Below are 14,028 nucleotides of genomic sequence, written 5' to 3' on the forward strand. Positions count from 1 at the left end.
ATATGGATTTATATAGAAAACTTGTTAATAAGCAAACCAGGATGGCTATCGTTGGACTGGGTTATGTAGGTATTCAATTAGCTGCCGCCTTTGCTAAAAAGGTAGAAGTAATTGGTTTAGACATTAATACTAAAAAAATAAATCAATATAAAACAGGGATAGATATTACCGATGGGGTTGGGGGTAACCTTCTTGAGAAGACTTCTGTCCTATTTACTACTGATGAAAGTAAGCTAAGTGAAGCCCTGTTTTACATTGTTACTGTCCCTACTCCGGTTAATTGTGATAAAACACCGGATTTAAGGCCGTTAATTGACGCAAGTGAAATGATAGGCAGAAATATGAACAAGGGGGCTTTTATAGTCTATGAATCAACTGTCTATCCAGGATTGACGGAAGAGGTCTGTATTCCCATCTTGGAGCAGGTATCAGGTTTCCAGTGTAAGAGAGATTTTAAAGTGGGCTATTCACCAGAAAGGATTAATCCCAGTGATCGGGTACATAAACTGGAAACTATTAAAAAAGTTGTAGCAGGTGTTGATGAAGAGTCTCTAAGTATAATTGCCAGGGTTTATGAATTAGTAATTAAAGCAGGTGTTCATAAAGCAGATAGCATCAGGGTGGCAGAGGCGGCAAAGATCATGGAGAATTGCCAGCGAGATATTAACATAGCTTTTATCAACGAAATAGCTATGTTTTTAAATAAACTTAATATTGATATAGAAGATGTATTAAAAGCCTCAAGAACTAAATGGAACTTTATCGATTTTACTCCTGGGCTGGTAGGTGGACATTGTATTGGAGTAGATCCTTATTATCTTCTTTATCAAGCAGAACAGCTAGGCCATCACTTAGAGATTATACGGTCAGGAAGAAGAGTTAATAATAGTGTGGTTAAATATGTAATTGATAATATTATTAAAAAACTGCTTGAAGCAGAGATAAAAATAAAAGGAGCAAGGGTTACAATTATGGGTATAAGCTATAAGGAGGATGTTCCAGATCTAAGAAATACTAGGGTAATAGATATTATCAGGGGACTTAAAGAATATGGCCTGGAAATAAAGGTGGTGGATCCTGTTATCGAACCGACTAAAGTACAGGAAGAATATAATATTAAACTTGAGAATCTAGAAGATATAAAGGGGATGGATGTGTTAATTTTTGCTGTTCCACATCAGGGGTTTAAAACCTTAAAGCTTTATGATTTAAAGAAAATGTATTCCGGGAATAGGCCGGTATTAATAGACCTAAAAGGTATCTTTAATAAAACAGAGGCCCAGAAGATGAAATTCCTATACTGGAGTCTTTGAAAAAAATAAGGGATTGTGGATAAGTTTTAAAGTAATTTTAATAATAACGTCCGAGAAAATTATAATTCTACCGCTTGTCGTTCCTTCCGGTGTCCTGCCTCCAGTCACTGTTACATATTTTTTACTCCGGCGTCCTGCCTACGTAAAAAATATAAAGTCGCTATAGAATTATAATTTTCTCTAGGATTGAAGGCTCAGTGTACATTGTCCATTGTCAATTAAAAACACTCACACTCATTATATACTTTGGATATATTTACATTGTCACTAATGGTTTAAAATTATCTGTTATAGCAATAATTTTACAAGCCTTTTGAGATAGTTCAACAGATACTTTCATCGTATGCTTATTTAGATCTCTATGACGGATTTGTACATAATTAAAGGGATTTCCAGTATATAGCTTAAATCCAACTTTAAGACATTTACGAAAAAAAGTTTGGTCTTCACCCCTATTAATATCATTAAATTTTACTTTATTAAATACATCTCTTTTGATTACCGGTGAGGGTCCTATGATCCAATTGTGAAAACAGTTTCTTACACCAATATTTGCTATTCCTAATATTTTTGATTCAGGAAAATGCATAAATCTTTCCACTCTGCCGATAATCTGGGTATTCACATCTGAAAAACAGTTAATTTGATCTATCAGGTAGTTCGGTCCATAATAATCATCATCATCAAATTTAGCAATATAATCTCCCTTTGATTTCTCAATTGCAAAATTTAAACAGGAACCAAGTGTAGTTGATTCATCTAATTGAAAAACCTGTACATTTTGAAAAGACTTACTGTAATCCTGCCATTTTTGTATATCCAAATTATTATTATTAAGAATAATTATTAGTTCTTTATCCTGATAGTTTTGCTGATTATAATTCATAAATATATTTTTGGAATATTCTGTTTTATTAGTAGAAGTTATAATTGAAACCAAACCAGTGGAGTTTAAATTTGTACGATCTGGAGGGGTATATCCAATTATTTTAAAAATATCATTAATATCCATTTTTTCAATCATTGCTCCACCTTCCATAATTGTTGATGATTTAAACAGATAACTTATTATATGACGCAATCTACATAAATGTGTGTCATAAAGTCTTTATAATATTTTTCTCTCATTAGAACAAATTGATTTTGCCAACTTATTTTAAAAGTAAATTTCTTAATGGTAAGGAAATTACTTGCAATGAAAAAATGCATAATTTCCTTACCATTAAAAAAATAGTTATCATTTCTTATAGATTGTATATCACATTTTATTATAAATGACATATAGTATTTTTAAAGAAAGTTAAAAAGGAGTTATCTAGCCATGAAAATTGTTCGAATAACAGGTGGTTTAGGTAATCAAATGTTTCAGTATGCTTTTTATCTGAGCCTTAAAGAAAGGTTTACAGATGTTAAGTTAGATATAACACCTTATATTTTAAGTAAATTTCATTATGGTTATGAATTAAGTAAGGTTTTTGGTATAAAGGCAGATTTAGCAATTAATGAGGAAATTGATTATTTGATAAATAATAGTGATTCAAAATTAAGTACTATATTTATTGAAAGGCAGTTTAATTTTGATAAAGAAGTATTTGAAATAAAGGGAGATGTCCTATATTACGGTTACTGGCAAACTGAAAAATACTTCAAAAGTATAGATGGAATTATCAAAAAGGAATTTGTTTTTAAAAGGCCGTTAGATAATAAAAATATAGAAATTGTAGATCAGATAAATGAAGTAAATTCAGTTAGTCTTCATATTAGAAGGGGAGATTATGTTAGTATTAAAAATGTTGCTCGTATATGTACATTAGAATATTATCAAAAAGCAGTAAAGTTGATAAAAGAAAAAATAAACAAGCCAGTTTTTTACATTTGTTCTGATGAAATAGAATGGGTAAAAGAAAATATAAGGTTAGAAGAGAATACAGTTTTTGTTGATTGGAATAAAGGTGAGGATAGTTATAAAGATATGCAGCTTATGAGTTTATGTAAACATAATATTTTAGCTAATAGTTCTTTTAGCTGGTGGGCTGCCTGGTTAAATAATAATAAAAATAAGATGGTAATTGCTCCATCAAGATGGTTTAATGATGAGACTGAGAATATAAGGGATTTAATTCCAGACGGTTGGTTTAAAATTGAGGTTTAGATATGAAAGTTTACTTTAGTATAGAAAATATAAAATATGTGAAAGAAGTGAGAGCAAATGATAAATGTTTTAATCCTGGCTGGAGGAGAGGGAACCCGTTTTTGGCCTTTAAGTAGGAGGAATAGACCAAAGCAATTTGTACAATTATTAGATAATCAGAAAAATATGTTACAGCAAACAGTTGAGAGGATTAATAACTTAGTACCTATAGAAAATATTTTTATTGCAACTAATACTGATTATAAGCAAAAAATTCAGGAACAAGTAAAGGAAATAAAGGCCGAGAATATTATTATAGAACCATTAAAACGCAACACTGCTGCTGCTATCGGACTTTCTGCCCTTTTTATTGAAAGCAAGTATCCTGGTTCTATAATGATTGTTTTACCAATAGATCATTTAATTAATGATGAAGTTAACTTTATTGAAACTATAAAGAGAGCTATTGAAGTAGCGTCATCTGGTGAAAAGTTGGTTACTTTGGGTATAAAACCAACTTATCCAGAGACTGGTTATGGTTATATTCATATAGGTCAAATTGATCAGGACTTTACATATCAGGTCTTTAAGGTAAAAAGATTTATTGAAAAACCGGATAGAGCAAAGGCAGAGACTTTTCTAAAGACAGGCAACTATTTTTGGAATAGTGGAATTTTCATCTGGCAAAACCAGGTTATTCTGGAAAGTATTAAGAAGAATATTCCTCAATTATATGATTCATTACAAAAAATAAAAAGAGTAATCAATACAGACTGGTTCGGAAAAGTGATTTTAGAAGAATTTAAAGAGCTTACAGCAGTATCTATAGATTCTGGTATTTTAGAGAAGGTAGATAATGTTTATGTATTACCCGGATATTTTGCCTGGGGTGACCTTGGAAATTTACTTGGCTTAAAATATGTTAAAGAACAAGATGAACGGTGCAATACTATTATTGGTAAGCATTTAGGGGTTGATACAGAAAATTCAATAATCTATAACCAGGATAAATTAATAACGACTATTGGTTTAAAGAATATGATTATTATAAATACCGAAGATGTTATTCTCATTTGTGATAAAAAAAGAGCTCAGGAAGTTAAGAAGATTAGAGAAAAATTAGAAAAATGTGGATTAATAGAATATCTGTGAACCTTCCCATCTAAATTGAATATAAGATTTAGATGGTGTTTTGGGTCTATCTATTAAATTGGAGTGAATAAACATGAAAAAAATTGCTTTTATACCTAGTAGAGTATTTTATAATAATAGTTTGTTTAATCTAGAGAATAAAACATTAAATCGGGATAATGTATTAATGCCTTTTTATATACTGAAGAATAGGTTGCAAGAAATGAATATTGATTTAAATACTATTGACTTATATAGTGATTATAAAAAATTAGATGCCGTTTTCTTTTTGAATTTAAATATAAATGAAATCAAAAAATGCCAGGCAAATGGTTTAGGTAATAAGTTAATATATATAATGTTAGAACCGCCTGTAGTAAGAGCAGAAAATTCTATAGAGGTTTTAAAAAAAATGGAGAATACTTTTAAATATATAATGACCTGGCAGGATGATTTAATAGATAATAGAAAATATATTAAAATAAATTATCCAGAATACTTTGGGGAAGTAAATATTCAAAAGGTAAATTTTGAAAATAAAAAACTCTTAACAAATATATCAGGGTACAAATTTTCAACACATCCTGATGAGTTATATAGTAAAAGATTAGAAGTTATAGAGTTTTTTGAAGAAAAATACTCTAATAATTTTGATTTTTACGGATTTGGTTGGGAAAGAGCTTTAAAAATGTATAAGAATTATCATGGAAGGGTTGAAGATAAAATAAAAACTTATAAAAAATATAAGTTTGCTTTGTCTTTTGAAAATATGAGGAATATTAATGGTTATATTACTGAAAAAATATTTGACTGTTTTAAAGCTAGAGTAGTTCCTATATATTGGGGTGCTAATAATATTGAAGAATTTATTCCTAAAGAATGTTTTATTGATTATCGGAAGTTTATGGATGTTGAGAAGTTATATAAATATATATCGAATGTAAATAAAGATATTTATAATCAGTATTTAAGAAATATTGAAAAATATTTAATTTCGGATGAAATTAAACAATTTAATAGTGAAAGTTTTTCTAATAAAATTATAGAAGTTATAAATCTTATTGAAAGATAAAAAAAGTGATGTTTTAAGATAATAATTTATGTAACGAGGAATCTTCTCTGGGGATTTTAATCTCCTTATCCAGAAGAGATTCCTTATTTATTTTGTAAACGTGTTCTTTATATTCAGGCTAGATAAAGCTAAAAAAGAAGAATACTTTGATGTAAAAATTACCATGGGCGAGGATATAATATAAATCACCTCATGGAAGATGCTCGCTTTATTCAATATGTTGATCTCTATGCTAGACTATTATCATTTAGGAAAAGTTAATTTTACATCTGAATGGTAAGCGTCAAAACGTCCCCACCTGGAAAAATTGAGGACATTATGATAGGCTAATTCTTATGAGGAATCCTGCATTCTTCCGGAATAGATTGAGACCAAGGTAATAATTCATCCAATTCATCTATATTTTGTAGATCAATGTTGGGTAGTTTCTCAAAAAGATATTTTAGATAAAAGAATGGTACTAAGTTGTTTGCTTTGGCGGTCTCTATGATACTGTAAGTAATGGCACTGGCTGTAGCTCCTTTTACCGACTTGGAAAATAGAAAGTTCTTTCTCCCAATAACAAAGGGCTTGATTGCTCTTTCTGCCCGATTATTACTGATCTCTAGTCTACCATCCAGGAGAAAGGCTTCTAGTTTAGGCCATTGATTGAGACAATATTTAATAGCTTTGCTGAGACCACTTTTAGGTAAAGTCTGTTGTTCCTTGATTTTTAGCCATGACAAAAAGGCCTCCAGAACTGGTTTGCTTTGTTCAAGGCGTTTTTGATATCTTTCTTCAGCTGATAAGTCTTTTAAGTCCCGTTCAATCTGGAAGAGTCGATTGCAGAAATTCAGACCTTCCTCAGCATTAGTTTTTAAGTGAACAGAGCCTTTAGGTAATGCCTTTAAGGCATCTGTGAAACCACGTCTAGCGTGAGCAAAACATCCGAGCTGGGTGACGTCCTGAACACTATTGTACCCAGCATAGCCATCGGTTTGAAGAAACCCACTGAATCCAGTTAAGAATTTCTTCGGATGTTCATTAGCCCTGGAAGGTTGATATTCATATAAGTAGATCGGTGGACTGGAAACTCCAGTAGCATAGAGCCACATATATGATTTGCTTTTAGCTGCTTTACCTTTTTCAGATAAAACCTGAAGTGTAGTTTCATCAGCATGTACGATATCTTCTTTTAATAAATATTCATATATTCTATCATATAGATAGTTAAGCCAGTTGTTGGCTCCATGGATTACCCAGTTAGCCAGATTTTGACGGGATAGCTCAATGCCAAAATTCTTAAATTGTTTCTCCTGTCTGTAAAGAGGTACTGCTTGAGAATATTTGGTATCCATGATATATGCCAGTAACGATGGAGAGAGAAAACTCCCTTTTAAAACTGGATTAGGCATAGGAGCAGTAATTACTGGAGTTGTGATATTTTCCTTTTCGCAATTTCTACAGGCATAAACATCACGAACATGTTCAACAACCTTAACCTGAGCAGGAATAATCTTTAATTCTTTTCTAATTTCCTTACTCATGACATGAAGTTGCTTACCACATTGCGGACAGATCTGCTCAGCTTCATCTAGATGATATTCAATGACTTCAACAGGGAGATCTTCGAAGGACTTTTTCTTTTTGTTTTTGCCCTTACGTCTTTTATATGTAATCTCCTCGAGTTCAGGTTCTTTGAGACTGACCTTAGCTTCCTGTTCAGCCTCATTGAAAATTGATAACTGATTAGAATTAAATTTTTCACTAGAAGCACCAAATCGTCTTTGTTGGTTTAAGCGAAATTGCTCCTCATACCAGTTTAATTTAGCTGTCAATTCTTCAATTTGTTGAGCCTGTCTTGCAATTTTATCTTCTAAAGATAGCTCTTGATTTTCTTCTTTATTAACTTGTATAATCGTTGATTTATCAGTAGTTTTCATAAGTCTATTATATCATTTTTAGGAGAAAAAAGATACTAAAATTAAGCATAAAAGCTCTGGTTTTACAATGTTTTTGAGGCTTTTGTCTAAAGTTTGTTTTAGATGATTATTCTTTCTTTAACGGCAGGATGAGCACCTTTTTGATGAATAGATAAACCATCAAGTAACCACCTGAATTGTCTTTCATCAATCATTACTGTAGAGCCAGTAGTACCATCAGGCCATCTGAATCTACTTTTTTCCAGGCGTTTGTAGTGTAACCAGAAACCATCATTATCCCATTCCAAAATCTTGAGTTTGTCCTGCTTTCTGTTACAGAAGACAAAGAGGTCATGAGAAAAGGGATTGAGCTTAAAGCTCTCCTGAACTATTAAGGATAGGCCATTGATTGATTTCCTAAGATCTGTAGGCCCCAGGGATAAATATACTTTATTGATATGATGCTGATTTAACATTGTTCTTTAAGAATCCTGATAAGAGTTTCAAAAGTATTAGAATCAAAACCTGGAACGACCTCTATGATCGCCTGACCTATAGTTATTTTTATGGTTTTAGTTTCAGAATTGTTATTTTCTGCTCGGGCAGGGAATACAGCTGTCCATTTAGTTTGACTAGATTCCTGTTCTTTCTTTTCCTTATTAAATTTATGAATATAGTATCTTAGAGAATTAATGTTTAGACCATTCTCTTCACACCATTTGGCAGCAGTTAAACTACTTGCTTTGTAATCCTGGATTCTTTCAATCCAGATTTCACGTTTGTTATTCATCTTCAAATAACCTCCCTCAGGGAAATTATCTCATAGATTTCGGCTGTAAGGAATGTGGGTTATATTTGACGCTTACATTTAATAGTGAAAGTTTTTCTAATAAAATTATAGAAGTTATAAATCTTATTGAAAGATAAAAAAAGTGATGTTTTAAGATAATAATTTATGTAACGAGGAATCTTCTCTGGGGATTTTAATCTCCTTATCCAGAAGAGATTCCTTATTTATTTTGTAAACGTGTTCTTTATATTCAGGCTAGATAAAGCTAAAAAAGAAGAATACTTTGATGTAAAAATTACCATGGGCGAGGATATAATATAAATCACCTCATGGAAGATGCTCGCTTTATTCAATATGTTGATCTCTATGCTAGACTATTATCATTTAGGAAAAGTTAATTTTACATCTGAATGTAAGGTAGAAGCAACCCTACCGTTTTCAAGCTGATTTTGTAACAAATTTTTATATCTTAACATAACATATAATATAATAAGGGTCTAACTTCGAGATTATATAAGGGGTGATGAGATACGAAAGCCAATAAGCAGCTCTATTAAATACTAAAATACTTTAATAAATTAAATTCACCAATATAATTTTTTAAATTATGGGAAGGGTTGGAGATAGCTGTGAAAAAAGTTCTGGTAACAGGGGCAGGGGGTTTATAGGAAGCTATTTGTAGCAGGATTACTTAAAGAGGGTAATAGTATAAAGAGCCTTTGATGGTTCTACCAGAAACTTTGTGCAGGTAAAATATATTGACAATTATTCAAGTATTAAATGACTTCAATCTTAAAGAGGGATATAGATGAATATACGAGATCTATTTATAAATGAAGGGATTACAATCAAAGAGGCTATAAAAAAAATAGATGAAACTGCCAATAAAATTCTATTAATAACCAGGGATACAGTATTAAAGGGTGTAATAACTGATGGAGATATCAGGCGCTGGATTTTGATGAATGGAGATTTAAATGAAAAAGTTAAATTAATAATGAACCATAATCCAGTCTATCTTATGTGTGGAGAAGAGTCTAAAGCTAAAGACATCATGCGGAAAAAACTGATTGAAGCAATACCTGTAGTAAATGAAAAAAAGGAAGTTATAAATATAATACTCTGGAAGGATCTTTATGATAAAGAATTAAAATCTTATAATTATATAAGCAGTCCGGTTGTAATAATGGCCGGTGGAAAAGGAACAAGGCTGGATCCTATTACCAAAGTATTCCCCAAACCTCTGGTTCCAATAGGGAATATACCAGTAGTTGAAAGGATAATAAATAGATTTATAGATTTTGGTTGTGAAAAATTTTATCTTACCATTAATTATAAAAAGAATTTAATTAAAGCTTATTTTAATGATTTAGATAAAAATTATGAAATTGAATATATTGAAGAAGAAAAACCATTAGGAACAGCTGGAAGCCTATATTTGCTAAAAGACAAAATAAAGGAACCCTTTTTTGTAAGCAATTGTGATATTTTAATAGGTGGTAATTACTATAAAATGCTTAAATTTCATCAAGAAAATAAAAATAAGATTACAGTTATAACTTCTCTTAAATTTTTTACTGTTCCTTATGGAGTAATAGAATTAAATGAGGAAAGCATTATCAGGGAAATAAGTGAAAAACCTGAATTTGATTTTTTAATAAATACAGGAATGTATATCTTAGAACCAGAAACACTAACTGATATACCTGTCAATAAATTTTATCATCTCACTGATTTGATAAAAAATTATATAAAAAAAGGGGAAAGGGTTGGAGCATATCCTGTAAGTGAAGAGTCATGGCTTGATATGGGCCAATTTAAAGAAATGAAAAAGATGCTGGAAAGCTTAGGTTTTTAGTGATGGAAGATATCTTGCTAATAGGCGGAGGAAAATATTGTAAAAGTGTAATAGATACAATAACTCAAGGAGATTTATTTATAAAGGAAGTGTTATCAATGTTTCAAGATAAAGAAAGATTAATTGTTAATCATTATAGAATTGCAAGAAAAAGTATAGTTACAAAAAGCAACACAAGAAAAAGGGAAGTTTTTTCAGAGAATAATTTAGCTGTTAAAAGGCCGGGAAACGGAATCTCACCAATGAGATGGGATAAAATGATTAAAGATATTGCTAAAAGAAATTATGAAGAAGATGAGCTGATAGAGGGATGAAAAAGGTCTGTTTAATTACTAGCACCAGAGCAGAATATGGTCTGTTAAGTCCTCTGATGGAAAGTATAAAGAGTGTTAGAGAATTACAACTGCAGTTAATAGTAACAGGAATGCATTTATCACCAGAGTTTGGCTTGACATATCAAGAAATAATTGAAGATGGTTACAGGATTGATGAAAAAATAGAAATTCTATTGAGCTCAGATACTCCCATAGGAATCTCCAAATCTATGGGACTTACTTTAATAAGTTTTTCAGAAACTTATCAGAGATTAAAACCTGATCTGATAGTTGTCCTTGGTGATAGATATGAGATATTTGCAGCAGTTAGTGCAGCCTGTATAACAAAAATTCCAGTTGCTCATTTACATGGTGGGGAAACTACCGAAGGTGCCTTTGATGAAGCCTTTAGACATTCTATTACAAAGATGAGCTATTTGCATTTTACCAGTACTAGTGAATATAGAAAAAGAGTAATCCAGCTGGGTGAACATCCTAATAGAGTTTTTAATGTAGGAGCAATAGGAATTGAAAATATTAAAAAACTAAAACTCCTTTCAAAAAAAGAATTAGAAAAAGATATTAATTTTAAGTTTGGGGAAAGAACTATATTAGTGACATTTCATTCAGTAACCCTGGAAGAAAATACTTCAAGGGAGCAATTCGAAAATATTTTAGATGCTTTTGATGAAATAGATAATTTAAAAATAATATTTACTAAAACAAATTCAGATACAGATGGAAGAATTATTAATAAAATGATAGATAAGTATGTCAGAAAAAACACAGAAAAAGCAATTGGTTTTACATCTATGGGCCAAATCAGATATTTAAGCACTATGCAATATGTTGATGCTGTTGTAGGTAATTCTTCCAGTGGTATTATTGAAGCACCTACATTTAAGGTTCCTACAGTAAATATAGGTGATAGACAAAAGGGTAGAATACAGGCTGAGACAGTAATCAATTGTAAGCCAATAAAAAATGATATAATAGCAGTTTTGAAGAAAGCCCTATCTGATGATTATAAAGAGGAGATTAGATATGCTAAAAATCCCTATGGAGATGGAAAGGTATCAGATAAAATTATTAATGTAATAACAGAATGGTCATTTAAAAATATAGATCTTAAAAAGAAATTTTATAATGTTACTATTTATTGAATACATTTCATATAAGTAGCTTAATAATTTTTTTTAATAAATAATCTCTACTGTAAAGTGAAATTATTTTTGCACTTTACAGTAGGATTATTTTTAATGTTTCTCTATTTTTTCCAATATTTCTGCCCCTACCTTATAAAATTTCAGTGGGATCTTTATATTTTAGGTTATTAATTTTATTTAAAGTTGATGTGCGACTTAAGTTATAAACTTCAATACTGTTTGCATATGCAAGATCAATTAAATATTTAAAATCCGCAAGTATTCGAGGAATACATTGGTAGAATACTGATTTTTCATCGCTTATACAAGTTTTTGACTCTCCTCTATGGATATATTCATGCTTATAAACCGGGATTTCTATTCCTTGAAGGTAAATAGGATTACAACCTAATATAATCGCAAAAGCAAGTACATGAATAGCAACTGTGTTACCCGGCGAATAATGATCTATAGTATGATATCGCTTTTGAATCAATTCCTGCAAAGTATCTCTTTCCGGATATATATCAATTAATTCACAACATATAAAACCACGAGAAAACTTACCCGGACAAGGTTGATGATTGAAATGACTTTGATCATAGGCAAACCATTTTACTTTTAAATTATTACGCAAAAAATCAATATCTAAATGTTTATTCCGATAGCATACCGAATCAGCAAATATAAAAACTGTTTCTGGAAATGAGTTAATAATATCTGAATGAAATACAGGGTCAGGAAATCCAGTAGTGGCGTTTACCCAATAATTAGCTTGAAATAGATCTTTCAAACGAATCGGACCGTCATTGCAAGTAAGATATATACCATCAAATTTTTTATATGGAAAATCCTCTATCGTTGGAGCTAATCCAGCCACCAAGCAAGGTTTGTTTTTTTCACGGTCAATGAACCAGTCATAGGATGAGATTTGCATTTTTTTCCTCCCTTTTTGTGAGTTTACTGTAATGATGTTTTTCATCACTAATATTTATTAATTATTATATTTACTTTTAACTAATTATGTTCATAATTTTGTCGAATATTTTGCCATATCTTACTGTAAATTACTATGGGTGAAGAGATTAACCATCCAATGGAAAATGCCCACTTTATTCAATATGTTGATCTCTATGCTAACTACTATCATTTAGGAAGAGTTAATCTTACACTTGAGTGTAAGGCTGAAGTAGCCCTACTGTTTTCAAGCTGATTTTGTAACAAATTTTATATCTTGACATAACATATAAGTAATAAAGGTCTAACTTCGAGATTATATAAGGTAATGAGACACGAAAGCCAATTTAATAAATTAAATTTCCCAATATAATTATCTAAATCATGGGAAAGGTTGGAGAATAGCTATGAAAAAAGTTTTGGTAACAGGAGCAGAGGGTTTTATAGGAAGCCATTTAGTAGAAGGATTACTTAAAGAGGGTAATAGTATAAGAGCCTTTGTATATTATAATTCTTTTAACACATGGGGATGGTTAGATACATTTCCAAAAGGCAAATTAAAGAAAATAGAAATATTTACTGGAGATATAAGAGATCCAAATGGAGTGCGAAAAGCGTTTCAAGATATTGACGAAGTATATCATTTAGCCGCTTTGATTGCAATACCCTTTAGTTATTATTCTCCAGATTCATATATTGATACTAATATAAAAGGAACATTAAACATATTACAAGCAGCAAGGGATTTTGGAACAAGTAGAGTTTTAATTACCTCAACATCAGAAGTATATGGGTCAGCAAGATATGTACCGATAGATGAAAAACACCCATTTCAAGGACAATCGCCATATTCAGCAACTAAAATAGGAGCAGATAGATTAGCTGAATCTTTTTATAGAAGTTTTAGTCTGCCAATAACAATAGTAAGGCCATTTAATACATATGGCCCAAGACAGTCAGCAAGGGCGGTTATACCAACTATAATAATGCAATTGTTGGCCGGAAAAGAAAAAATAAAACTGGGTTCTCTGACCCCAACTAGAGATTTTAATTATGTTAAGGATACAGTACAGGGTTTTATAGAAATTGCAAAATCAGAAAAGACGATTGGAGAAGAGATAAATATAGCTTCTCAGGAGGAAATATCAATAGGAGATTTAGCGGGAGAGTTAGTAAATCAAATAAATTCAGCTGCTGAAATAGTGTGTGATCAAGAAAGGATGAGGCCAGAAAAAAGTGAAGTAAATAGATTACTTGGCGCGAATGAAAAAATAAAGAGGCTAACAAAATGGAAGCCGGCTTATACATTCAAAGAAGGATTAGCTGAAACAATAAGCTGGATAAAAGACAATTTAGATAAGTATAAAGTTGATATCTATAATCTGTAACTACTCAGAAGTCAGCATTAAAAAACTA

The 14,028-nt window shown here is 30.9% G+C and carries 14 protein-coding genes; 9 read left to right on the top strand and 5 right to left on the bottom strand.

What is annotated here, in order from left to right:
• The first annotated feature begins 2 nt into the window (after window positions 1–2).
• Window positions 3–1,313: a nucleotide sugar dehydrogenase gene (locus GM661_RS06680; protein ID WP_230869318.1), complete on the top strand. Its 1,311-nt coding sequence runs from the start codon at window positions 3–5 to the stop codon at window positions 1,311–1,313.
• Window positions 1,314–1,569: 256 nt separating this feature from the next.
• Here GM661_RS06680 and GM661_RS06685 read toward each other — a convergent pair whose 3' ends face one another.
• Window positions 1,570–2,337: a glycosyltransferase gene (locus GM661_RS06685; protein ID WP_230869319.1), complete on the bottom strand. Its 768-nt coding sequence runs from the start codon at window positions 2,335–2,337 to the stop codon at window positions 1,570–1,572.
• A gap of 297 nt (window positions 2,338–2,634) precedes the next feature.
• Between GM661_RS06685 and GM661_RS06690 the strand changes: the two genes are divergently transcribed.
• The 3 genes from GM661_RS06690 (at window position 2,635) to GM661_RS06700 (ending at window position 5,647) form a co-directional block, all read left to right on the top strand.
• On the top strand, window positions 2,635–3,465 hold the full coding sequence (locus GM661_RS06690; RefSeq protein ID WP_230869320.1) for an alpha-1,2-fucosyltransferase: 831 nt from the start codon (window positions 2,635–2,637) through the stop codon (window positions 3,463–3,465).
• A 57-nt stretch (window positions 3,466–3,522) separates the two neighbouring features.
• The gene (locus tag GM661_RS06695) at window positions 3,523–4,596 is read left to right on the top strand and encodes a mannose-1-phosphate guanylyltransferase (RefSeq protein ID WP_230869321.1); all 1,074 of its coding nucleotides are present in this window, start codon (window positions 3,523–3,525) and stop codon (window positions 4,594–4,596) included.
• Window positions 4,597–4,669: 73 nt separating this feature from the next.
• The gene (locus tag GM661_RS06700) at window positions 4,670–5,647 is read left to right on the top strand and encodes a glycosyltransferase family 10 domain-containing protein (protein ID WP_230869322.1); all 978 of its coding nucleotides are present in this window, start codon (window positions 4,670–4,672) and stop codon (window positions 5,645–5,647) included.
• 326 nt (window positions 5,648–5,973) lie between these two features.
• Here the strand turns inward: GM661_RS06700 and tnpC are convergent, their stop codons facing one another.
• The 3 genes from tnpC to tnpA all read right to left on the bottom strand — a co-directional run bounded on the left by tnpC (window position 5,974) and on the right by tnpA (window position 8,338).
• Complete coding sequence (tnpC, locus tag GM661_RS06705; RefSeq protein ID WP_230869323.1) at window positions 5,974–7,569, bottom strand: IS66 family transposase; 1,596 nt, start codon at window positions 7,567–7,569, stop codon at window positions 5,974–5,976.
• Between the two features lie 98 nt (window positions 7,570–7,667).
• Entirely contained in the window at window positions 7,668–8,024 is a 357-nt protein-coding gene (gene tnpB / locus GM661_RS06710) for an IS66 family insertion sequence element accessory protein TnpB (protein ID WP_125989607.1), read from the bottom strand.
• Window positions 8,018–8,338 (bottom strand): IS66 family insertion sequence element accessory protein TnpA, encoded by a 321-nt coding sequence (tnpA, locus tag GM661_RS06715; protein ID WP_230868043.1) that lies wholly within the window; start codon window positions 8,336–8,338, stop codon window positions 8,018–8,020. The genes tnpB and tnpA overlap by 7 nt, the downstream gene beginning before the upstream one ends.
• A gap of 808 nt (window positions 8,339–9,146) precedes the next feature.
• Here tnpA and GM661_RS06720 point away from each other — a divergent pair.
• Genes GM661_RS06720 through neuC form a run of 3 tightly spaced genes read left to right on the top strand, consistent with a single transcriptional unit; the run spans window position 9,147 to window position 11,673 of the window.
• Complete coding sequence (locus tag GM661_RS06720; RefSeq protein WP_230869324.1) at window positions 9,147–10,196, top strand: sugar phosphate nucleotidyltransferase; 1,050 nt, start codon at window positions 9,147–9,149, stop codon at window positions 10,194–10,196.
• 2 nt (window positions 10,197–10,198) lie between these two features.
• Complete coding sequence (locus GM661_RS06725) at window positions 10,199–10,510, top strand: hypothetical protein (RefSeq protein ID WP_230869325.1); 312 nt, start codon at window positions 10,199–10,201, stop codon at window positions 10,508–10,510.
• Window positions 10,507–11,673 (top strand): UDP-N-acetylglucosamine 2-epimerase, encoded by a 1,167-nt coding sequence (gene neuC, locus GM661_RS06730; protein ID WP_230869326.1) that lies wholly within the window; start codon window positions 10,507–10,509, stop codon window positions 11,671–11,673. The genes GM661_RS06725 and neuC overlap by 4 nt, the downstream gene beginning before the upstream one ends.
• Window positions 11,674–11,806: 133 nt before the next feature.
• On the opposite strand, the gene GM661_RS06735 is transcribed toward neuC, so the two are convergent.
• A complete protein-coding gene (locus GM661_RS06735) occupies window positions 11,807–12,592 on the bottom strand; it encodes a hypothetical protein (protein WP_230869327.1) in 786 nt (261 codons plus the stop codon).
• Window positions 12,593–12,727: 135 nt separating this feature from the next.
• Between GM661_RS06735 and GM661_RS06740 the strand changes: the two genes are divergently transcribed.
• Together GM661_RS06740 and GM661_RS06745 are read left to right on the top strand one after the other, a co-directional pair.
• Entirely contained in the window at window positions 12,728–12,868 is a 141-nt protein-coding gene (locus tag GM661_RS06740) for a desulfoferrodoxin family protein (RefSeq protein WP_269059911.1), read from the top strand.
• Window positions 12,869–13,019: 151 nt separating this feature from the next.
• Window positions 13,020–14,000, top strand: coding sequence for an NAD-dependent 4,6-dehydratase LegB (locus GM661_RS06745; RefSeq protein WP_230869329.1), 981 nt, complete (start codon window positions 13,020–13,022; stop codon window positions 13,998–14,000).
• Window positions 14,001–14,028: the final 28 nt, after the last annotated feature.

Origin of the sequence: Iocasia fonsfrigidae (assembly GCF_017751145.1) — a bacterium.
GTDB lineage: Bacteria > Bacillota > Halanaerobiia > Halanaerobiales > DTU029 > Iocasia > Iocasia fonsfrigidae.

Bases quoted from the DNA above. Each gene is read 5' to 3' on its own strand.
- GM661_RS06680 (WP_230869318.1), top strand. From the start codon at position 3: ATGGATTTATATAGAAAACTTGTTAATAAGCAAACCAGGATGGCTATC.
- GM661_RS06685 (WP_230869319.1), bottom strand. From the start codon at position 2,337: ATGATTGAAAAAATGGATATTAATGATATTTTTAAAATAATTGGATAT.
- GM661_RS06690 (WP_230869320.1), top strand. From the start codon at position 2,635: ATGAAAATTGTTCGAATAACAGGTGGTTTAGGTAATCAAATGTTTCAG.
- GM661_RS06695 (WP_230869321.1), top strand. From the start codon at position 3,523: ATGATAAATGTTTTAATCCTGGCTGGAGGAGAGGGAACCCGTTTTTGG.
- GM661_RS06700 (WP_230869322.1), top strand. From the start codon at position 4,670: ATGAAAAAAATTGCTTTTATACCTAGTAGAGTATTTTATAATAATAGT.
- tnpC (WP_230869323.1), bottom strand. From the start codon at position 7,569: ATGAAAACTACTGATAAATCAACGATTATACAAGTTAATAAAGAAGAA.
- tnpB (WP_125989607.1), bottom strand. From the start codon at position 8,024: ATGTTAAATCAGCATCATATCAATAAAGTATATTTATCCCTGGGGCCT.
- tnpA (WP_230868043.1), bottom strand. From the start codon at position 8,338: ATGAATAACAAACGTGAAATCTGGATTGAAAGAATCCAGGATTACAAA.
- GM661_RS06720 (WP_230869324.1), top strand. From the start codon at position 9,147: ATGAATATACGAGATCTATTTATAAATGAAGGGATTACAATCAAAGAG.
- GM661_RS06725 (WP_230869325.1), top strand. From the start codon at position 10,199: ATGGAAGATATCTTGCTAATAGGCGGAGGAAAATATTGTAAAAGTGTA.
- neuC (WP_230869326.1), top strand. From the start codon at position 10,507: ATGAAAAAGGTCTGTTTAATTACTAGCACCAGAGCAGAATATGGTCTG.
- GM661_RS06735 (WP_230869327.1), bottom strand. From the start codon at position 12,592: ATGCAAATCTCATCCTATGACTGGTTCATTGACCGTGAAAAAAACAAA.
- GM661_RS06740 (WP_269059911.1), top strand. From the start codon at position 12,728: ATGGGTGAAGAGATTAACCATCCAATGGAAAATGCCCACTTTATTCAA.
- GM661_RS06745 (WP_230869329.1), top strand. From the start codon at position 13,020: ATGAAAAAAGTTTTGGTAACAGGAGCAGAGGGTTTTATAGGAAGCCAT.